19 protein-coding genes are annotated in these 21,121 nt (G+C 57.6%); 6 read left to right on the forward strand and 13 right to left on the reverse strand.

Translation table 11 applies throughout. The features are described 5' to 3' along the window. The first annotated feature begins 22 nt into the window (after window positions 1-22). Genes AC4FIA_RS10260 through AC4FIA_RS10270 form a run of 3 tightly spaced genes read left to right on the forward strand, consistent with a single transcriptional unit; the run spans window position 23 to window position 2,110 of the window. Complete coding sequence (locus AC4FIA_RS10260; RefSeq protein ID WP_103909598.1) at window positions 23-706, forward strand: molecular chaperone DjiA; 684 nt, start codon at window positions 23-25, stop codon at window positions 704-706. 10 nt (window positions 707-716) lie between these two features. Next, window positions 717-1,718 carry an endonuclease/exonuclease/phosphatase family protein gene (locus AC4FIA_RS10265; RefSeq protein WP_490365763.1) on the forward strand — a complete coding sequence of 334 codons (1,002 nt, stop codon included), beginning with the start codon at window positions 717-719 and terminating at the stop codon, window positions 1,716-1,718. A gap of 38 nt (window positions 1,719-1,756) precedes the next feature. Next, entirely contained in the window at window positions 1,757-2,110 is a 354-nt protein-coding gene (locus AC4FIA_RS10270; RefSeq protein ID WP_490365764.1) for a hypothetical protein, read from the forward strand. Here the strand turns inward: AC4FIA_RS10270 and AC4FIA_RS10275 are convergent. The 5 genes from AC4FIA_RS10275 to AC4FIA_RS10295 form a co-directional block, all read right to left on the reverse strand. After that, a complete protein-coding gene (locus AC4FIA_RS10275; protein ID WP_490365765.1) occupies window positions 2,107-3,651 on the reverse strand; it encodes a Ppx/GppA family phosphatase in 1,545 nt (514 codons plus the stop codon). The genes AC4FIA_RS10270 and AC4FIA_RS10275 overlap by 4 nt on opposite strands. A 76-nt stretch (window positions 3,652-3,727) precedes the next feature. Then, entirely contained in the window at window positions 3,728-5,905 is a 2,178-nt protein-coding gene (locus tag AC4FIA_RS10280) for an RNA degradosome polyphosphate kinase (protein ID WP_490365766.1), read from the reverse strand. Between the two features lie 44 nt (window positions 5,906-5,949). After that, entirely contained in the window at window positions 5,950-6,639 is a 690-nt protein-coding gene (locus AC4FIA_RS10285; RefSeq protein ID WP_490365767.1) for a P-loop NTPase family protein, read from the reverse strand. Next, on the reverse strand, window positions 6,639-7,709 hold the full coding sequence (locus AC4FIA_RS10290) for an AI-2E family transporter (protein ID WP_490365768.1): 1,071 nt from the start codon (window positions 7,707-7,709) through the stop codon (window positions 6,639-6,641). Before AC4FIA_RS10290 ends, AC4FIA_RS10285 begins: the two co-directional genes overlap by 1 nt. Before the next feature lie 54 nt (window positions 7,710-7,763). Beyond that, window positions 7,764-8,240, reverse strand: coding sequence for a DM13 domain-containing protein (locus tag AC4FIA_RS10295; protein ID WP_490365769.1), 477 nt, complete (start codon window positions 8,238-8,240; stop codon window positions 7,764-7,766). A gap of 162 nt (window positions 8,241-8,402) precedes the next feature. Between AC4FIA_RS10295 and proS the strand changes: the two genes are divergently transcribed. Then, window positions 8,403-9,740, forward strand: a complete 1,338-nt coding sequence (proS, locus tag AC4FIA_RS10300) for a proline--tRNA ligase (RefSeq protein ID WP_490365770.1) — start codon at window positions 8,403-8,405, stop codon at window positions 9,738-9,740. 25 nt (window positions 9,741-9,765) lie between these two features. Here proS and AC4FIA_RS10305 read toward each other — a convergent pair whose 3' ends face one another. Further along, window positions 9,766-10,047 carry a DUF1330 domain-containing protein gene (locus tag AC4FIA_RS10305; RefSeq protein ID WP_490365771.1) on the reverse strand — a complete coding sequence of 94 codons (282 nt, stop codon included), beginning with the start codon at window positions 10,045-10,047 and terminating at the stop codon, window positions 9,766-9,768. Window positions 10,048-10,142: 95 nt separating this feature from the next. Between AC4FIA_RS10305 and AC4FIA_RS10310 the strand changes: the two genes are divergently transcribed. Together AC4FIA_RS10310 and AC4FIA_RS10315 are read left to right on the forward strand one after the other, a co-directional pair. Beyond that, the gene (locus tag AC4FIA_RS10310) at window positions 10,143-11,015 is read left to right on the forward strand and encodes a LysR family transcriptional regulator (RefSeq protein ID WP_490365772.1); all 873 of its coding nucleotides are present in this window, start codon (window positions 10,143-10,145) and stop codon (window positions 11,013-11,015) included. A 67-nt stretch (window positions 11,016-11,082) separates the two neighbouring features. Next, a complete protein-coding gene (locus tag AC4FIA_RS10315) occupies window positions 11,083-11,589 on the forward strand; it encodes a DUF2937 family protein (protein ID WP_490365773.1) in 507 nt (168 codons plus the stop codon). Here the strand turns inward: AC4FIA_RS10315 and glmM are convergent. The 7 genes from glmM to AC4FIA_RS10350 all read right to left on the reverse strand — a co-directional run bounded on the left by glmM (window position 11,586) and on the right by AC4FIA_RS10350 (window position 21,034). Beyond that, window positions 11,586-12,932 carry a phosphoglucosamine mutase gene (glmM, locus tag AC4FIA_RS10320; protein WP_490365774.1) on the reverse strand — a complete coding sequence of 449 codons (1,347 nt, stop codon included), beginning with the start codon at window positions 12,930-12,932 and terminating at the stop codon, window positions 11,586-11,588. The two genes, AC4FIA_RS10315 and glmM, sit on opposite strands and share 4 nt — an antisense overlap. Then, window positions 12,922-13,944: a dihydropteroate synthase gene (gene folP, locus AC4FIA_RS10325; protein WP_490365784.1), complete on the reverse strand. Its 1,023-nt coding sequence runs from the start codon at window positions 13,942-13,944 to the stop codon at window positions 12,922-12,924. Before folP ends, glmM begins: the two co-directional genes overlap by 11 nt. A 39-nt stretch (window positions 13,945-13,983) precedes the next feature. Continuing rightward, window positions 13,984-14,916 (reverse strand): dihydroneopterin aldolase, encoded by a 933-nt coding sequence (locus AC4FIA_RS10330; RefSeq protein WP_490365775.1) that lies wholly within the window; start codon window positions 14,914-14,916, stop codon window positions 13,984-13,986. A gap of 103 nt (window positions 14,917-15,019) precedes the next feature. Next, the gene (locus AC4FIA_RS10335) at window positions 15,020-15,652 is read right to left on the reverse strand and encodes a cell wall hydrolase (protein WP_490365776.1); all 633 of its coding nucleotides are present in this window, start codon (window positions 15,650-15,652) and stop codon (window positions 15,020-15,022) included. Between the two features lie 152 nt (window positions 15,653-15,804). Then, window positions 15,805-18,237, reverse strand: coding sequence for a putative PEP-binding protein (locus tag AC4FIA_RS10340; RefSeq protein ID WP_490365777.1), 2,433 nt, complete (start codon window positions 18,235-18,237; stop codon window positions 15,805-15,807). Between the two features lie 206 nt (window positions 18,238-18,443). Beyond that, window positions 18,444-20,498 carry a glycine--tRNA ligase subunit beta gene (gene glyS, locus AC4FIA_RS10345; protein ID WP_490365778.1) on the reverse strand — a complete coding sequence of 685 codons (2,055 nt, stop codon included), beginning with the start codon at window positions 20,496-20,498 and terminating at the stop codon, window positions 18,444-18,446. Beyond that, window positions 20,498-21,034, reverse strand: a complete 537-nt coding sequence (locus AC4FIA_RS10350) for a DUF6446 family protein (RefSeq protein ID WP_200813174.1) — start codon at window positions 21,032-21,034, stop codon at window positions 20,498-20,500. The genes glyS and AC4FIA_RS10350 overlap by 1 nt, the downstream gene beginning before the upstream one ends. Window positions 21,035-21,121 lie beyond the last annotated feature (87 nt).

The following is a 21,121-nucleotide window of genomic DNA, read 5'->3' on the forward strand; positions in this document are numbered from 1 at the left end:
GCTGATGGCGTAAAGAATGGGCATGTCGATCTGGTCTCGCATATCCGATGCCTTGTCCGCGCTTGCCAAAGGCGAAGGGCTCTCTCAGGTGTTCGAACGCCTGAAAACCCCGCCTGAAAAGTCGGTGGCCTTTACGATCGCGGTGATTGCCCTTTCCGCAAAGATGGCCAAGGCGGACGGCCTTGTGACGCGATCCGAAGTCATGGCCTTCCGCGAGGTGTTCCACATCGCGCCCGAGGATGAGGCCGGTGCCGCACGGGTGTTCAACCTTGCCCGTCAGGACGTGGCAGGCTTCGAAGAATACGCCAAACGCATCCGCGCCATGTTCCAGACGGATCAAAGCGTGCTGATCGACTTGATGGAGGGGCTGTTTCACATCGCGATGGCGGACGGCACCTATCATCCGAACGAGGACAGTTTCCTTGAACGCGTCGCAGAGATTTTCGATCTGACCGAACGCCAGTTCGCGGGTTTGCGCTGTCGTTTCGTGCCAGACGCGAAACCTGATCCCTTCAATGTGCTGGGTGTCACACCGGACACACCGATTGACGAGATCAAACAGAAATGGCGGCGGTTGGTAGTAGAAAGCCACCCTGACCAGATGATCGCCCGGGGCGTTCCGGAAGAGGCGATCAAGATGTCGGAAAAGCGCCTGATCGCGATCAATAATGCGTGGGAAGAAATCTCATCCCGCCACGCGGCCTAAGGAATGAAACATGCGGTTGGTCACCTATAACGTCGAATGGTTTGATGCGCTTTTCGACGATGATGGCAATCTGCTGGAAGATCAGGAATGGAGCGCGCGGCGCAATATAACGCGGCGTGAACAGCTGGACGCGTTGGGTTTAGTGTTCCAACGGTTGGATGCTGACGCGATCATGATTATCGAAGCACCGGATACGAACCGGCGTCGGTCTACGGAAAAGGCCTTGGTGAATTTCGCGGACCGGTATGGGCTGCGGGCGACGTCGGCGATTACGGGGTTCCCGAACAGCACCCAGCAGGAAATTGCACTGCTTTTTAACCCGGACGTTGTGACGCCCGTGCACGCCCCACAAGAAAGCGAAGACGCGCCGCGCTTTGACCAGACCTTTGGGATCGATCTGGATATCGACGCAACCAAGGACGAGGTGACCTTTTCAAAACCGCCTTTGGAATTGTCGGTGCGGCACGTGTCCGGGGCTGAATTCTACATGCTGGGCATCCATATGAAGTCAAAGGCTCCACACGGGGCCCGCGGCCGCGATGAGGTGATGCGCATGTCCATTGCCAACCGTCGCAAACAATTGGCGCAGGCAATCTGGCTACGGCGCAGGATCGAAAGCCTGTTGGCTACAGGGCAGGATGTGATTGCGCTTGGTGATTTGAACGATGGTCCGGGACTTGATGAGTTCGAGGAACTGTTCGGGCGGTCTTCGCTGGAAATTATCCAAGGCAACGGTGTGACCGAACTTTATGATCCACACGCCGCGCAAATTCTGCAATCGCCGGTAAACGCCCGCCCGTCGACCGCGCGTTTTTTTATCGCTCCGCAGAAACGGTATCTGTCGGCCTTACTGGATTACATTCTGGTTAGCCCGAACCTGAGGGCCAAAGCACAAGACTGGCGTATCTGGCATCCGTTTGATGACACCGATTGCTATTATGATGAAGTGCTGCGCGACGCCCTCTTAACCGCGTCTGACCATTTCCCCGTATCGGTCGATTTGCAACTTTGACCCTTTGGGAATGGCGTTGTTCTACCTATATTCCTGTCATGAAACAGACAGCCACAGCCCTTCTGATCGCTTTTAGCCTCTCGTCTCCGGTTGCCGCCGAAGAAGAGAACGACGGTTTTTCGTTGATGGAGCGGGGTATGGAATTGTTTTTTCGCGGGATGATTTCGGAAATCGATCCCGCGCTGGAAGAGCTTGAGAAGTTCATGGATGACGCGGGCCCCGCCGTTCACAACTTCATGCTGGAAATGGGGCCGCGACTGGGGGCCATTCTGGACGAGGTCGAAGACTGGTCCGTCTATGAAGCGCCGGAGATGCTTCCGAACGGCGATATCATTATCCGCCGCAAACCGGATGCGCCAAAACCGCTCAAGGATGGCGAGATCGAGCTTTAGGTGATCTTGACGTCGTAGGTTGCTTCCAACGCACTCGCCAACGATTTGAACCGCGCCTCGGCCACCTCACCAAATAGCGCTTCCGCGTCTTTGCTGAGATTCAGAAGCAAATGCCTTTTACGCGGCTGCCAGACAAGCGACGCGCCTTTGGTCATGTCTTCGGACATCCAGAGCATGGCACCGAACCGCATGGCTTTGCCAAGGATTTCAGCCTGACGCACCCCCTGTTCGTCAATCAGTTGAAGAAGCTCGTCAAAGCGGGTGTTGTCGCGTTTGTTCTTATATCGATGAAGCAACGCTAGCCCAAGGAACAGACGTTCGCGGTGCTTTAATCCACCAAGGTTCGCGCGGGTCGCGTTGTCGAAACATATGTCGGCCCGATAGTCAGGATGGGCGCGCCAGCTGACGTCATGCATCAGGCACGCGGCTTTGACCAACCGCAGGATGGTGATGTCTGATTTCGCAAACAGCGGGCGCACAAAATCATACAGGTTTTTGCCAAATCCGGGCATGCGCGCGTCTTTGGCTTCTGCGAACCGCGCCGCCTCGATCAGCGGATCACGTTCGCGCAGCATGTCGGGCATTTGTTCGTACAGAAGACCTTCACGGATACCATAGCTGGACAGCGCGATGTCTTCGGGTTGGAACGTCTGGATCAAACGCTTCAGAACTTCAGCGGCCAAAGGAACAAGCGCCATACGCGTCGAGGATATACCGCATTTGGTGCGGAGTTCTTCCAGATCGGAATTCGCGATAAACTTCAGGGTTTCGCGCACCTGCTTTTTCGACATGCGGTATTCATGCAGAACGTGCAGCGGATAGCCGCGCCGTTCCATATCAATGCGGGCGATTGCGCGCCAGCTGCCGCCCACAAGGAAAAGGCGGTCGCGTTGTTCACCCAGTTCTTGGGCAAGGCCTTGGACGACCTCTTTGATATAGGCCTCGCGGGCCTTTTTACCGCCCTGGATATCTTTCAGCTTCAGCGGGCCAAGCGCCGACGTCCGGCATTTGCCGACCTTACCATCGGCCAGTTCGGCCAGCTCCATCGACGATCCGCCGATGTCACAGATCATGCCATAGCAACCGGGCCATCCCAGCAGAACACCCTGAGCCGACAGGCGGGCTTCTTCTTCGCCGTCGATGACCCAGATTTTGATGCCTGTGGCTTTCAGAACGTCATCGCAGAAAGCGGGTCCATCGGTGGCCTCGCGCACGGCCGCAGTGGCGACAGCTGTCAGCGGCGCCGCGCCCATGCTTTCGGCCAGTTTGTGGAACCGTTTCATCGCCGACAGGGCACGCTTGCGTCCTTCCGGGTTCAAGCGCCCGCTTTCGGACATGCCCGCGCCAAGGCCGCACATGATTTTTTCATTGTAGAAATACGCAGGCGATCGTGCCGCGCCATCAAACACCACCAAACGAACCGAGTTCGATCCGATGTCCACTACTCCCACACGCGACAGGGCACGTACTTTGGGGTCTTCGAACAAGGGACGCCCGAAGGGGCCATAGTCATGGGCTTCGGGGGAGGTGTCATGTGCCATAAAGTGCTCCGGCGTGACGACGTCTGTATACCGGTGTGAACCAGTCATCCCCATAGGTCAAGCAAGTGACCCATGCTTATGCGTCATGTGTGTGCGTCAGTTTAGGAACATCGGCAGCCCCCGCCGATCCGCGTCCGGATAGGGACGGGTTTTCCATAAAGAACCTATGGCAACTGAACGCGAATTCGCCCTCGGGGATTGGATCGCGGGTGAACTTTCCGTCGGCATCCATCACCCAGCTTTGGGCCACATCGGCAAGGTTTGCGGCCATGATCTGGCTGACGATCTGCGCCTTGACCGTGTCATTCTTAATCTCGATCAGCGTTTCCACGCGACGGTTCAGGTTGCGTCCCATCCAGTCTGCCGAGGAAATGAACACTTTGGCCTTGTTGTGTGGCAGGCCGTGGCCGTTACCAAAACAAGCGATCCGGCTGTGTTCAAGGAAGCGGCCCACGATGGACTTTACACGAATGTTTTCGGACAAGCCTTTGACGCCCGGTCGAATTCCGCAGATGCCACGAATGACCAGATCAATCTGAACGCCGGCCTGGCTGGCTTCATAAAGCGCGTCGATCATATCCGGTTCGATCAAGGAATTCAGTTTGGCCCAGATCTGTGCAGGGCGCCCTGCGCGGGCGTGCTCTGCCTCGGCACGGATCATGTCCAGCAGTTTGGGTTTCAATGTGTGCGGTGACAGCGACAGGTTTTCCAACCCTTCCGGCAACGCATAGCCCGAGATGTAGTTGAATAGCTTGGACCCGTCGCGGCCCAACTGGGCGTCGCATGTGAAAAAGCTAAGGTCGGTGTAAATTTTGGCCGTAATCGGATGGTAGTTGCCGGTGCCGAAGTGGGAATAGGTCACGAGCTTGTCGCCCTCGCGGCGGACAACCGTTGCGATCTTGGCGTGGGTTTTCCAATCAACAAACCCGTAGACCACATGTGCACCAGAGCGTTCCAGACGACGCGACTGGCGGATGTTCGCAGCCTCATCAAACCGCGCCTTCAACTCGACCAGTGCAGTGACCGATTTGCCTTCCTCTGCGGCCTCACACAGCGCCTCGACAATCGGGGAATTGCGCGAGGTGCGATAAAGCATGTTCTTGATCGCAACCACGTTGGGGTCGACGGCCGCCTGCTTCAGGAAGCGGACCACCATATCGAATGTCTCGTAGGGGTGGTGCAGCAGCATGTCTTTCTGGCGGATCGCGGCAAACATATCGCCGTCATGATCCTGCACCCGTTCAGGAACGCGCGGCGTGAATGTGGGCCACAGCAGGTCAGGGCGTTCGTCCAGCACCAGTTCTTTGGTGTCGACGATGCCGATCATGCCATCCAGCTCGATCACCTCATCGTCGCGCACGCCAAGTTCGTCCATGACGATGGCTTTCAGCGCCTCGGGCGCACCGGCAGACACCGTAAGACGCACGACCTCACCACGGCGACGGCGTTTGAGTGCGACCTCGAATTCGCGCACCAGATCTTCGGCTTCTTCTTCGACTTCAAGGTCGCTGTCACGCAGGACCCGGAATGAGAAGTGGTCTTTGACCTGATAGCCTGGGAACAGGCTGTCGATATGCAACAACAGCAGTTCTTCAAGAAACAGAACACGATGGCCGTCGCCTTCGGTGGGTAGTTTCACAAAACGGTCGATCTGCGCGGGAATAGGCAGAACCGCTTGCAGCGATTTCTTGTTCTTTCCACGTTCCAGTTGCAGGGCAAGGCAGTATCCAAGGTTCGCAATGAACGGGAAGGGGTGCGCAGGGTCGATGGCCAAAGGGGACAGAACAGGAAACACCTGATCCAGAAACGCCTCTTTCAAATAAGCGCGGTCTGCATCAGTGATGTCGTGGCGCGACAGGATCTGAATGCCTTCGCGGGCCATTTCCTCTTTCAAAGTCGCAAAGATGCGCTGTTGGCTTTGCATCAATTCGCGCGCGTTTTCGTTGATCTTGACCAACTGCTGCGCAGGCGTCAGCCCGTCGGCGGCGGCCGTGGTGTTGCCCGCCATTGCGAGTTCGCGCAGACCGGCCACGCGGACGTTGTAGAATTCGTCAAGATTGGACGCCGAAATAGAAAGGAACCGCACGCGCTCAAGCAGGGGCACCTTCTGGTTCTCGGCCTCTTCCAAAACACGCCAGTTGAAACTCAGCCAGCTGAGTTCGCGGTTCAGAAAACGGTCCGGACCAGTCAGGTCCAGTTCGGGACGTTTCACCGGCTTCGGGCGCGGGGCTTCTAGAAAATCTGCTTTGTACATAAGCACGTTATCCTTATGCACCGTAACGGTTCTATGACGAAGCGCTAGGGATGCTCTTCGTTAATTTCTAGGCCCTTCAACACCTTGCTGGCAAGGGCGCGTGTGACCCCGCGGGGCGTGCCAAGTGCTGCACTGTCCAGCAATTCGACAATCCGATCTGCGGCATCGAACGAGCGGTCCATGTAGCGAACCAGATAGGGAATGACGTCGGGCATGGGCACAATCTGGCGGTCTGTAAACAGCTTGTTCAAAACGGCCGCCAGCAATTGATCATCCGGCTTTTCAAGCTGCGCCACGTCCGTGCCCATCATGCGGCTTTTCAGATCGGGGATGCACAAATCCCAATGCATCGGCGGCTTCTGGGCCGACAGCAGCAGCGAATGGCCTTCGCTTAGGACCATATTGTGCAGATGAAATAGCGCTTCTTCCGCGTCGCGGTTGCCTGCGATCTGATCCACATCTTCAACGCAGACAGAGGTCTGTGCCAAGGCAGGAATAGGCAGATGGGGCAGGGCCTCGGCAGGCACGATCTCGGCCTGTGCTTCGTTTTTCCAGACATGACACAGGTGCGTCTTGCCGGATTTCGCCGGACCGGTCAGGATCATTTTCCGCGATGGCCAATCCCGCCAACGGTCCACTTGAGCCACGGCCAGCGCATTGGCATCACTGACAAAAAAGTCGCGTCGGCCCAGTGCGGTACGCACGGGCAGGTCAAGCCGGAGTTGTGTGCTCATTAGTCCGTCTCGGTGTCAGGGGATTTGCCGGTGTAAAGACGGCTGTGTTTGTATTTCTGCACAAGGAAGCGTGCGATCACACCCAAAGCCGCTGCGATTGGAACAGCAACCAGAAGGCCGACAAAGCCAAAGGTGGTGCCGAAAACGGACATGCCCAGCAGCAGCCAGACAGGGTGCAGCCCAACGCTATCCCCCACCAGTTTGGGCGTCAGGAAGTTGCCTTCGATAAATTGTCCGGACTGGAAGATCGCCCAAACCGCGATGATCCAGATCCATTCGCCCCAGAACTGGAACATGGCTAAACCTACGGCAAGGATGCCGCCGACAATGGCGCCGACATAGGGAATGAACGTCAGAATGCCGGCGATAACACCCACGACCAAGCCGAACTGCAGCCCGACCAGCATCAGCGCAACAGCGTAGTAGACGCCAAGGATCAGACAGACCGTTCCCATACCGCGTACGAATGCGGACATGGTTTTGTCGATCTCACGCGCCAGTTGGCGGATCACGGGGGCATGTTCGCGCGGCAAAAGTTCATCCACGCGCTCAACCATGTTGTCCCAATCGACCAGCAGATAGACGGCCACAACAGGCACGATCACAAACAGCAGGATGATGTTCAAAAGCGACGCTGCCGAGGTCAGCGCGGTTTGCACCAGTTCGCCGCCGCGATCCTTGATCGTGTCGCCGATGCTGGTCAGCGTTTCGCGGACAACACCGTCTTCGGCCATGATGTTGGGAAAACGGAACGACAGGAATGTTTGCAGATCGCGGAACAGGTCGGGCGCCACGTTGATCAACTGGCCAGTTTGTTTGATCAGCGTCGGGATCACCAGCAGCGCCAGCAATACGAAAATCAGAAGCGCGGCAATGGTGATGATGCCCGTGGCCAACCCACGGGAAAAGCCCATCGCTTCAAGCCGGTCGGCAATCGGGTCCAGACAGTAGGCAATCGCAGCGCCTACAAGAAACGGCAGAAGCACGTCGCCAAGATACCAAAGGGTCACGGCGAATATGATCGCGGCGATCCCCCAATATTTCAGCTGTTCGCGGACTGTCAGAGCCATGAAATAATCCTGTAAGTTTCTTGATTTATCGCCCAACCACGCCGCATGCGCAAGTTACGGCTGGCGGTAAATGGCTGATGTAATGAACTCTTCAAATGCTCCGCACCAGATCAGGACACCAACGTAATCTTCGGTCGCGATGCCGGCGGGGATATTCAATGCAAATCCGTTAAAGCTGTCGACCTGTCCAATCATGGCCGATGCCCCTTTGATGGCCTGAAATTCCGCTTCGTTCTCGGCGCGCTCGGGGATCAGATACAGGCGGTAATCCGGCCCGGGTGCCAGTTTGCCATCATGAACAATTTGCGTATCGGTCACGCGGATCGCGCCTTCGCCCCAATGCAGAAAGTCGCTTCCTTTCAGATCGCGGCTGAACCGGCCTGAAAAACGCGCGTTCTCAGCCGAGCTTTGCAGGACGTCCTGCGCAGGAGCAGGCGGCTGGGTCAAAATCGGAAGCGTGTAAAGGCCAAGCGCAAATCCGATCAACAGCGTCAAACCATGTGTGATCAGCCGGAATACTGCCTTCATCATTGATCTATCCCCGAATTGCGCCGCTCAGGGGGGCGACGCGTTTGAAATATAGGTCTTTGGCATACGAATACGTTTCAACAATATGAATCCATTCGCGGTCTCTTGCCAAGACCTCTGACTTGTCCCATGAACGCTTGCAACACCAGTCACAGGAGGCCCACCATGCGCCTTAGCCGCTATTTTCTTCCGGTTCTGAAAGAGAACCCCGCCGAAGCACAGATCGTAAGCCACCGTCTGATGCTGCGCGCGGGCATGATCAAACAGTCGTCCGCGGGGATCTATTCGTGGCTGCCATTGGGCTACAAGGTTCTGAAGAACATCGAAAAGATCGTTCATGAAGAGCAGGTGAAAGCAGGGCATATCCCGATGCTGATGCCTACGTTGCAATCGGCTGATCTGTGGCGCGAAAGCGGACGCTATGATGACTACGGTCAGGAAATGCTGCGTATCAAAGATCGTCATGATCGCGACATGCTGTACGGCCCGACCAACGAAGAACTGATCACGGATATCTTCCGCAGCCACGTCAACAGCTACAAAGACCTGCCGCTGACGCTTTATCACATCCAGTGGAAGTTCCGCGACGAGGTGCGTCCGCGGTTTGGTGTGATGCGTGGCCGCGAATTCTTGATGAAGGACGGGTATAACTTTGATCTGACCAAGGAAGATGCGCTGCACGCCTACAACCGCCATCTGGTGACCTACCTGCGCACGTATGAGCGCATGGGCTTACAGGCGATCCCGATGCGTGCGGATGGTGGCCCGATTGGCGGCGACTACACGCACGAATTCCTTGTTCTGGCGGAAACCGGTGAATCCGAGGTCTTCTATGACAGCGAAATCACCGATCTGAAGTTCGGCAGCCGTGAAATCGATTTCGACAGTGTTGAACAGTGTCGGGCGGTGCTTGAGGAATTCACCTCGCGCTATGCCCGCACAGATGAAACACATGACGAGGCGATCTTTAACGAGGTTCCCGAAGAACGTCGCCGCACCGCGCGTGGTATCGAGGTTGGCCAGATTTTCTACTTCGGCACCAAGTACTCCGAAGCCATGAATGCAACCGTGGTGGACAACGAAGGCAACAAAGTGCCTGTACACATGGGCTCGCACGGTATCGGTGTGTCCCGTCTGTTGGGCGCGATCATTGAAGCGTCCCATGACGAAAACGGTATTATCTGGCCGGAAGGCGTGACGCCGTTCCACTGTGGCATCGTGAACCTGAAGCAGGGCGATGCCGAAGCGGACGCAGCCTGTGATGCGCTTTACAAATCGCTGACAGCACTTGGTCTTGAGCCGCTGTACGACGACCGTAACGAACGCGCCGGTGGTAAATTCGCGACAATGGACCTGATCGGTCTGCCGTGGCGCATTACTGTTGGCCCGCGCGGTCTGAAAAACGGTGTCGTCGAATTGACCTCGCGCCGCACAGGCGAAAGCGAAGAGCTGCCGCCGGAACAGGCCGTCGAAAAGATCGCCCAGATTTACGCATCGCTGTGAGCGGTGGCTCTGGACGATCCCAAATTCAGCCGATCAACGTGATCCGGCATTGGCCTGACGCCTGACGCAAGGCGTGGGTGTCGGCCAGTTCCGGATCATTGATCCAGCCCAGTGCGGCCTTGCGATCCGGAAACGACAGCAATACGGCACGCCCCGGTGCATCGCCCGGACCCTCTAACAGGGTCGGTTCGGTCGACATCGCTGCCGGTTTGGCCCCGTATTTTGCCAATGCCTCGCCAGCCTTTTCACCGTATTTGGCAAAGCTGTCCGGATTGGTGACGGTTAATTCTACAAATGCATAAATCATTGGAAGTCCTCTACTTGTGTGTGACCGCAAGCTAGTTTGGCAAGTGATGCGAGAAAATGTGTGCTTTTGCGTTTGCCTTATGCGAAAACGTGTAGATGGACGCACATTGGGATGATCTGAAAACTGCATTGGCGCTGGTTCGCCATGGAACGCTCAGCGGGGCCGCTGATGCTTTGGGCGTGACATACACAACCGTTTCGCGACGTATTTCCAGACTGGAAGAGGCGCTTGGGCAGGTGTTGTTCGAACGTCTGGCTGACGGCTATCGCCCGACAGATGCTGCCCAATTGATCGCTGCGAAAGCCGCGGAAATGGAAGTGTCGCAGGACAGCCTGTTCCGTCAGTTATCGGCACAAGACGGGCGGTTAAGCGGCAAACTGACCGTCACAGCGCCCCAACTGTTAATCGCGCACGTGATCGCACCGGCCTTGCGCATCTTTCGCGAAAAGTACCCGTTAATCGATCTTCACGTTCTGGCAACCAATGACCGCCTTGATCTGGCGCGGCGCGAAGCGGATGTGGCTATCCGTGTCAGCAACGCGCCCGGCGACAGCCTGAAGGGGTTGCGCCTGACCGGTCAGGACTCGGCCAGTTTTGCCACTCAGGAATGGGCGGACCGGATCGCGGAAGGTTGCGACGCGCCGCTTGATTGGATCCTGTTTTCAGGGCACTCGGATCTGCCAAAAACCGTGCGCGAAGGGTGGCCGAATTCCAAGGTGTGCTATCGCTTCGACGATATGATCGCCATAGGCGGTGCCGTGCAAGAAGGGCTGGGCGTCGCGCGTATGCCTATGTTTTTAGGACGTAAATTGCAGGGTTTGGTTCAGGTGCCCTGCGTTCCGCCGCAGACCTACGCGGACCTGTGGTTGGTGGCCCATGCCGATGTCTGGGCAGGGTCGCGCGTGTCCGCATTTCGCGATGTGATTGTCCCCTACTTGCGCGAACACAGGGCGCTTTTCGTGGCCTGACCTCTGGATAGATGCGCCACGCGCACGGCTGAGCTAGACTTCCACCAAAACAAGATCGAGGTTGGGCATGATAGGGCGCACATTGGTGTTGGTCGCCGGTTTCGGCGGGGCCGTCGGGTTTTCGCAATTTCCGGAGTTTTCGCAGCAGTACACGCAGCGTCTGGGTGGAACGGTGGATGAATTACAGCGCGTCGTGGCGGAATTCGATGCGGACGCCGCCAAGCTGAACCTGACACGCGATGAAGCGCTTGATCAGTTATCCCAAGGTGGCGCCTTCGGTGCGGCCCGTGCCGATAGCATGAACGCGAATTTCCAAAGATTGTCAGAACTGTCGGCTGACCTGGATGCATTGCAAGGGGCAGGGCCCTTTACCCGCGCAAGCCTGCTGCCACATCTCACGGACCCTGTTCTGATGGAACGGACATGGGATAGCTATAAACCGGCGCTGCCGGTAACCTTTGAAGGCGGGACATTTGCCGCGCTAGGTTTTGGAATAGGGGCCTTTGCGCTGGCCATCCTCAACGGGTTTTCCCGTCGGATAGGGCGGCTGTTTCGCCGCCCCAAACCTGCTTAAGCTGCTGAAGACGCGATTTCAGCGACGATCCCGTCGACCACCTGTTCCAGCAACCCTTCGTCTTCGCATTCCGCCATCACGCGGATCAGGGGTTCGGTGCCGGATTTGCGGATCAAGAGGCGGCCTTTGCCGGTCAGCTGAGCCTCAGCCTCGGCGATCGAGGCTTTGACCGCCGCAACTTCAAGCGGGGTCTGACCGGTTTCAAACCGCACATTTTTCAACAGTTGAGGCACGGGTTCAAAGCTTTGCGTCAGTTCCGATGCCTTGCTGTTTGTCCGGACCATTTCCGCAAGGAATTGCAGACCCGCCATCAGCCCGTCACCCGTGGTCGCGTAGTCGGTCATCACGATGTGACCTGACTGTTCGCCACCCAGATTGAAGCCATTTTGACGCATGGATTCAACAACATATCGGTCGCCAACGCCGGTGCGCACCAGATTCAATCCGCGTCCCTGAAGGAAACGCTCCAGACCAAGGTTCGACATAACAGTGGCCACCAATGTGCCTTTGGCCAAGCGGTCTTCTTCTGCCCAGCGGGCGGCCATCAGCGCCATGATCTGATCACCGTCAGCCACTTTGCCGTTTTCGTCGATGATGATGACGCGGTCCGCGTCGCCGTCCAGACAGATGCCAAGATCCGCGCCGTGGGCGACCACAGTTTCTGCGGCAGATTGGGGTTTGGTCGAACCACAGTTGTCGTTGATGTTCTTGCCGTTGGGCGTCACGCCCACAGCGATCACTTCTGCGCCAAGCTCCCACAGAACCTCTGGGGCTGCGCGGTAGGCCGCACCATTGGCGCAGTCGATGACAATCTTCATCCCGTCCAGACGCATGCCTGTCGGGAACGAGCTTTTGACACGTTCCTGATAGCGGAAACGGCCATCGTCGATCCGTTGCGCACGGCCGATATTACCTGCCTCGGCCGGACGAACACCTTCTTCGATCAAGGCTTCGATTTCTGCCTCTGCCTCGTCCGACAGCTTAAAACCGTCGGGGCCAAAGAATTTGATGCCGTTGTCGTCAGCCGGATTGTGCGAGGCCGAAATCATGATGCCCAGATCGGCGCGCATCGACGGGGTTAGAAGGCCCACAGCTGGCGTAGGAACAGGGCCAAGCAGCAAAACATTCATGCCGGTGGACGTCAGACCAGCGGTCAACGCGTTTTCGAACATGTAGCCGGACAGCCGCGTATCCTTGCCGATGACCACACGGTGCACACCACCGTGTTCGTTGCGGAAATAGCGTCCGGCAGCTGCGCCGATCATCACGGCCATTTCCACCGTCATCGGGAAGATATTTGCCGTACCACGGACGCCATCCGTGCCAAAAAGTTTACGCGACATCAAAATGTCCTCTCGTCACTGCCAGGTGCAGGTCTAATGCCTGTTTGGTTTCACTTACATCATGGACGCGCAGGATTTGAATACCCTGAGCCACCGCCGCCAACGCAACGGCAATAGAACCGGGGGCGCGTTTGTCTGCCTCGGGGGCATTGCCGATTGTTCCGATGAACCGCTTGCGCGAAACGCCCAGAAGAATGGGGCATCCCAAGCCATGGAAAATGCCGATGTTTTGCAAAAGCGCAAGGTTGTGGGACTGCGTCTTGCCAAAGCCGATGCCGGGATCGACGATAATCTTACCGCGGTCGAGGCCGAGGTTGACCAGTCGATCGACCTTGTTTTCAAGCGCGTCATACACGTCCAGCACGACATCACTGTAGCGAGGATCGTTTTGCATGGTTTCCGGTGTGCCCTGCGCGTGCATCACGCAGATAGGCAGATCGAACTCGACGCAAAGGTCTGCCATGGCAGGATCGAAATCCAGACCAGAGACATCATTCAGTACTGTAGCCCCGTCCAGAATGGCAGCGCGCGCCACCATGGATTTACGGGTGTCGATGGAAATCGCAGACAGCCCTTCTGCGGTCAGGCGGGCAATCACTGGGGCTGTGCGGCGGATTTCTTCTTCGTCTGGCACAAATTCTGCGCCGGGGCGGGTGGACTCGCCCCCGATATCCAGAAAATCGGCCCCTTCTGCTGACAACAACTGCGCATGCGCCACGGCGCGTTCGGCATCGTTGTGGCGACCGCCATCGGAAAAGCTGTCAGGTGTGACGTTCACGATGCCCATGATCGACGGCACGTCCATGGAAACGCCGGCGACGGGTGGGCGGGGGGCTGTCAGGCGATGCAATACATCAGCAGGAACGTCCGTCGCTTCGACAATGGCGCGATCGCCATCACGTGAAAGCCGTTCAGCACGATCAAACCAAAGGTAGTCACTGCCCGCGACAGGGGCTGCTTCTGCCGGTCTGGCAGGGTCGTGTGAAACGATGGGACGATAGTAGACTGTCATGGCCTGTGATTGCGCCATGACGGCCATTTACGCAAGACTTCAGATAACGCTATCGCCCAATGCGACATGTCTGAGCGGCACTGAAGCCTGTTCTGGCGGTGTTTCGCCGATCACGACCAGTTCGACCGCGGTCATTTCACCGGCGAACCAAGCCGCCAGCGCGACCGAGTCACGTGGCTGCGATTGTGGGCCTTGCGTGGCATCCAGCACAATCTTGGACGGTGCCCAGACGCAAATCTGACCGTTCTTCATTGCCCAATCCAGTTCGGTCCGTGTCGCCACCACTTTGCAGCGATCATCCCGCGCGGCCAGAACCCAACCGTTTTGTTCAATCGCCAAAAGGTCGATCCGGCGTTGCACCATTTTGTGCGGGGATTGTGGACGGGGGGCGGGAATATCCGGCGCGCCCACGCAGAAAATCAACGGGGCCTTGCGGGATTGCAATTCGTCCAGCCAACCTGTTAGGCGCGGGTCTGCAATCGCTTCGTTACTCAGGTAGACAACACGCGGGTGAGGGCGTTCTTGCGCGACTTCACCAAGGCGATCGCCCAATTCCTTGCGCGAACGGACGATTTCGACGCCCAAAGCCCCCGGACCGCGATCCAGCTTTTCGATCCGTACAAAAACGCGCAACGCTTGCGGTTCCAGAAGGATGCGCTCGGCAACACGCTCGGCCAGCGTTTCCAGCAGGTTCAGACGTTCGGCGGCCAGTTCAGTTTCGATGGCTTCGGTCACGCGATCATAAGACAGAATGCGATCCACATCGTCATCCAGCGGGCCGGTAAAGGGCGTCACTTCAACCACAACATTGAAACAGATGCGCTGAGTCGTGCCGCGTTCCGCCTGAAAGGCACCGATTTCAACCTCGACGATATGATCGCGCAGGGAAATGCGGTCGCGCGGGTCATCGCCAGAGGTGGCAATGGCGCGTTCCGAGGGGTGCGAAAAGGCAAGACGGATTTCAGACGCCATGGTTTTTCCCGATCCGGTAATTGTCAGGGCCCCTGAATAACAAGAGCCCTGCGCTCATAGCCATAGCAACAGCGCCGTTTGGCAGCAAAAAGCGACCTATGTCTTAGTTTTGCGAAACGCGTACCGGCTGGCGGTAGAAGACATGCACGCCGATCTTTGCGGTTTTCGCGAAAACACGCGCCCAACGAGGATTCACGGCGGTTGTGTGATAGTGCGTGGCACCATCGGTCAGGTTGCGCGGCGCACCAGACAACATCAGTTTCGCAACCTTGCCGACACGACGATAGGCGGCAGGTTCGGAAATGGTTTCCGGAATGCCGTCGCATGTGAAGGTGAATTGGCAAGCATACTTGCGGCCGGTGCCCTGATGGATCACGCCACAAACCGAGTCAGGATAGCGCGCGCTGTCGACACGGTTCAGGATAACCTCGGCCACTGCGAACTGGCCTTTGACGGTTTCACCGCGTGCTTCGAAATAAAGCGCTTCTGCCAGACACTGCCATTCCTTACCGCCGGACGCGGCAGGTTGCGACGACAGCCAATCTGCATCGTATTTGATAGAAGTGCTTGCGATGGCGGGTGCCTTGACCATACGGTTGAGATGATCTTCGGCTGCGGAATTCAGGTTGCGTTGCTCTTGACGCATCAGTTCGCCCAGCTTTGAGGCGTTCAGTTCAGCGTGCAGGGGCGTCGCGGTTAACAGGGCCAAAGCGATACATGTAAGTGTGCGCTTCATGTTGCTTTCCTCGTACAATCACATCAAACGCCCTTCTGGGCATCCGCGCCGTTTAGAGAAAAAAGCGCTCGGCGTCCACCTACCCGAAAACACAGGTTTGTAACCCCGACGTCGGAGAGCTGATTTTAGCCTATATATATGGGCTGATCCGCCTAACTGGTCGCTATCTTGAGGCGAATGGCCTCTTGGGCTGCGGCTAAACGTGCCACCGGTACCCGGAAGGGGGAACAGCTGACATAGTTGAATCCAAGGCCCCGACAGAAGGCAATTGATTCGGGGTTGCCGCCATGTTCGCCACAAATCGACATCACCACATCGGGATTGGCCGCGCGGGCGCGTTCGAAACCCACTGTCAGCAATTCGCCCACGCCGTCCACATCCAGAATATGGAACGGGTCCTCTTTATAGACATCCTGATTGACATAGGCCGACATGAAGCGGCCCGCATCGTCGCGCGACAGGCCGTACGTCATCTGAGTCAGGTCGTTGGTCCCGAAGCTTAAGAAATCGACGCTGCTTGCGATCTTGTCGGCCATCAGGCAGGCGCGTGGCGTTTCGACCATCACGCCAAGCCGGTAATCAAAGTCGCGACCATGTTCATTTCGAACTGCCGCGGCTACCGCATCAATGCGCGTTCGCACGATTTCCACCTCGCGCGGGGCCGAAACCAGCGGGATCATGATTTCCGGTACGACAGGATCGCCTTCTTTGCTGGCGGTCAGGGTGGCCTCGAAAATCGCACGCACCTGCATTTCGTAGATTTCAGGTACGGTCAGCCCCAAGCGCACGCCACGAAGACCCAGCATCGGATTGTGTTCTTCCATGCTTTGAACGCGTCGGGTGACGTCGGAAACGGGCAAATCAAGCGCTTCGGCCAGATCGCGCAGACCTGCGCGGTCTGAGGGCAGGAATTCGTGCAGGGGCGGGTCGAACAGGCGGATACACACGGGCTGGCCGTGCATGATGCGGAACAACTCGGTGAAGTCCGCGATCTGCATCGGCAGCAACTGATCCAGCGCAGCACGGCGGTCTTCCGGCGCATCGGCAAAGATCATTTCCTGCATTACGGTCAAGCGACCCGGATCAAAGAACATATGCTCGGTCCGGCACAGGCCGATCCCGTGCGCATTAAAGCCGCGCGCGATCGCGGCATCGGCAGGGGTGTCGGCGTTGGCGCGAATGTCAATTTCACCTTCGGCGTCAGCCCAGTCCATCAGCGTCTGGAAGCTGTCGTCCAGCCGTGCTTCAAGCATTTCAGGCGCGCCGGCAAGAACTTCACCATTTGTGCCGTCCACGGTGATGATGTCGCCTTCCTGAAACACGCGACCATCGCGGGCGATGATTTGTGCGCGTTTGGGATGGATGCGGATACAGGCTGCGCCCACAACGCTGGGCAGGCCCAAACCACGGCCAATCACCGCCGCGTGGCTGGTCATACCGCCCCGTTCGGTCAAAACGGCGACGGAGGCGTGCATGCCGCGCACATCCTCGGGCGAGGTTTCGCGGCGGACCAGAATACATGGCTCGCCACGCGCGGCGCTTGCCTGCGCATCGGCGGCGGAAAACACGATCCGTCCGGTCGCAGCGCCGGGACTGGCGGCGATGCCGTTGGCGATTACGTCGCGCACGGCGTCCGGATCGACCTGACGGTGCAACAATTCCACAAGCGCACGGGGTTCGACCCGCATCAGCGCCTCTTGCCGTGTAATGATGCCGTCCTCGACCAGACGCACGACGATCCGCACGTTGCCGCGTGCGCTGCGATCCACGCGGACGCCGTCCAGAATATGAACGCGCCCGTTTTCAATGGTGAATTCGATCTGCATTTCCGCGCGCAGGCGCCGACGCATCAGGGCAGCGTGTTCTTTCAGTTCTTCAAAAGCTTGCGGTGCCAAGTCCTGCAAGGACGGCCCACGGTCATCTTGTTCCAGAAACAGCGATTTCGCGCCAGCGGCCAGCGCCTCACGGCCTTGGCTCTGGCTTAGGTATCGACCTGTAATCTGCGGCAGGCCCGTATCGGAATTGACCAGCTGCAACACGCCGGACCCGCATTCGCCGTGGCCCAGCCCCAATGCCATTTCCTGCACAACAAGGCCCAGACCCGCGTCAACAGGTGCACCTTTGGCCTGACGCAGTAATCGCGCCGAAGTGCCTTCCCAAGCGCGCGCCATCGACCGCAGAACCTCGGCCAGTTGCACGGCGGGTGACTGGGGGAAGGGCTCTTCCGCCTCGTCCTCATAGGCCATCAATGCATCTGACAGACCTTGCTGGCCTTGCGCGTCAATCTCTTCAAACACATCCGGATCAAGGCGCGCGACGTGGATTGCGTATGTCTGAACAAAGCGTTGGTAGATCGATGCTGCGGCCTCGGCGCCCAGTTTGTCGGACAGTTCCACAAAGCTGGCGTCATTCATGCCCACATTCAGAATCGCACCGGGACCGCCCCAGTCAGGATCCTGAGAAGAGGGCCGCACACAGAGCAGCGCATCGGGCTGAAACTGCGACAAAAGCTGATCAAGGTCCGGCATTTCGCCGTTGGCGATGTCGTGGACCGTGTCAAAAGAAAGGGCAACCGTGCGCGGCACTGGCAAATCCAAACGAACCAGTCTTTGCAAACACTTAGCACGCCCGCCGTGGGTAGACGGCTGGATCGGCGCGGTGGGTGTTACAAGCGTAACAAAGGGTTCATCTGGATTGAATTTCTGCACTGCAGCACCTTTTGACTGAGTGCAGAATACAAAGGACGCGCCGCGTGACAAGAAATCTTTACAAACGGCGCGTCTTTATCTGTTCAGCCTTCAAGCTGGTTCAGGTCCGCAACCTGCAAACAGATGCTGCGGATGCTGGACAGCATGTTCAGACGGTTGCGGCGCAAGATGTCGCTGTCGGCGTTGACCTGCACGGCCTCAAAGAAACCATCGACCGCCCCACGCATGGTGGCCATCGCCTGCATGGCAGCTGCGAAGTCTTCGCGCTCCATTGCAGGTTTGATCTGTTCCTCGGCCGCATCAAAGGCTGCAAATAGAACTTTTTCTTCGGGCGTGTCTGCGAATTTGGGATCAGCGCCAAAGCTGTATTCAACGCCGTCTTTCTCTTCTGCCTGCGTCAGGATGTTGTTCGCACGCTTGAAGCCCTGAACCATGTTCTCACCGTCTTCGGTTTTCAGAACGTCGGACAGGGCGCGGGCGCGTTTGACCAGCAGGGTGATGTCGTCGTTGCCGGGCATTGCAAGGCACGCGTCGATCACGTCATGGCGGATACCATCGTCACGCAAGAATACTTTCAGACGGTCATGGAAGAACGACAGCAGATCAGATGACCACTCCGTTTCACCAAAGACCTCGGACAGTGACAAGCGAATGTCGTTGGTTAGCAGCAGACGGATCACACCAAGGGCCGCACGACGCAGGGCGAAGGGGTCTTTGGAACCTGTGGGCTTTTCGTCAATCGCCCAGAAGCCTGTCAGAACGTCCAGCTTATCGGCCAGAGCGACGGTCACAGACACGGGTGCTGTGGGCACGTCATCGGATGGACCCAGCGGCGAATAGTGTTCTTCGCAGGCGTTGGCGATCTCAGCGGGTAGGCCAGCGGCTTCGCTGTAGTAGCGGCCCATAAGTCCTTGAAGTTCTGGGAATTCAAAGACCATCTCGGATGACAGATCTGCCTTAACCACCAGCGCGGCCTTTGCCGACAAGTCGGTATCTGCACCGACCGAAGGCGCGATTTTGCTCGCCAGTTCCGCGATCCGGTCGATCCGGTCTTTCTGGCTGCCCAGTTTGTTGTGGAACGTCACGTTCGACAACTTGGCGGTCCATGCCTCAAGACCTTCGGATTTCGCGACACGCAGGTCGTTTTCCCAGAAGAATTTGGCATCCGCCAGACGGGCAGACAGAACCTTCAGGTTTCCGGCCAGAATGGTCGCGCCGTTGTCAGATGTTTCGCGGTTGGCCACTGTGATGAACCGCTCAATGCGCCCATTCGACGGGTTTTTGACCGAGAAGAATTTCTGATGTTCTTTCATCGAGGTTTGCAGAACCTCGGGCGGCAGAGACAGGTATTCGTCCGCAATCGCGCCCATCAATGTCACCGGCCATTCCACCAGACCGGCGTTTTCCGCCAGAAGACCGCGATCCTCCACGACCTCAAGGCCATTCGCAAAGGCCGCATTGGTGGCGTCGTGCCAGATCATTTCTGCGCGTTCTTCGGGATTGATCAGTACAAAGGCGCGCTTCAGTTTGGTTGTGTAGTCGTCAAAGGACGACACCGAGAACGCACCCGGTGCCATAAAACGGTGGCCTTCGGTGACGTTCGACGCCTGAATGCCATCGACATCCAGCGGCACAACTGAAGCTTCGCCTGCGTCGTCGGTCAGGATGCACAGAATGCGGTGCAGGGGGCGGACCCAGCGCAGCGAACCGGTGCCCCAACGCATGGATTTGGGCCACGGGAAGTTTCGAATAGTCTTTTCAAGCACTTCTGCCACGATCTCGGCAGCAGGACGGCCCTTTTTCTCGATGATCGCGTAAAGGATCGTACCCTTTTTCTCTTCCCGCTCGATCAGGTCCTCGCGGGAAACACCGGCACCGCGCAGGAAGCCTTCGATGGCTTTCTCGGGCGCGTCGGCACGCGGGCCTTTGCGTTCTTCACGAACATCGGGGCTTTTGTCCAACAGGCCTTCGATCGTCAGGGTCAGACGACGGGGCGTGGCAAAGGCACCTGCGTGGGCGTAGGTCAGGCCGGCTTCGACCAGACCGTCGGTCACCATCTTTTTCAGGTCTTCGCTGGCGCGGGCTTGCATGCGCGCCGGAATTTCTTCTGAAAACAGTTCGATAAGCAGATCGGACATCATGTGTCTCCGTCGTTCAGGTTCCGCACAGGGCAATCTTCGCCCAAGGGGGAGCCGTCATAAGTTTTGTCGCCGCAGTCGTTCACTTCGTGCCAGACAAAGCCGCGGCCATCGTCGGCCACAGCAACAACGCGGTCGATGCCGAATTCCATGTTGCGTTCGCCAAGGAAGACGACCGCGCGACCCTGATCGATCAGCGTGCCGATTTCTTCCGCGTCAAAGCATTCAAACCAGCCGGGCGCCACGCGAGGCGCGCCACCGTCATAGATTTCGTACGTCTCAGTCAGTGTCGCTACGCTGGTCGGTGTGGTGAAACACGCGCGATAGCGGATGGGTGAGCTGTCGGCGTCAATAGCTTGAAAATCCTCATAAAGGATCGTTTCCGGCATGGACGTTCCGACTGGTGTCATCTGTACGTCGTCAACGCCGGATGCGGTGACTTCCGTGTAGTATCCATAGACTTGGAAGTAGTACATGGCACCACCGGCAGCGAGGGCAGACAGCACGATCATGGCGGCTAGAACCTTTCCCATCATTCTGCTGCAACCCATCCGCCCGCAGACGTCTGCACGAACGCATCAGCACAGGCTTTGGCAAGTGCACGGACACGACCGATATAGGCC

The sequence above is a fragment of the Thalassococcus sp. genome, assembly GCF_982780845.1.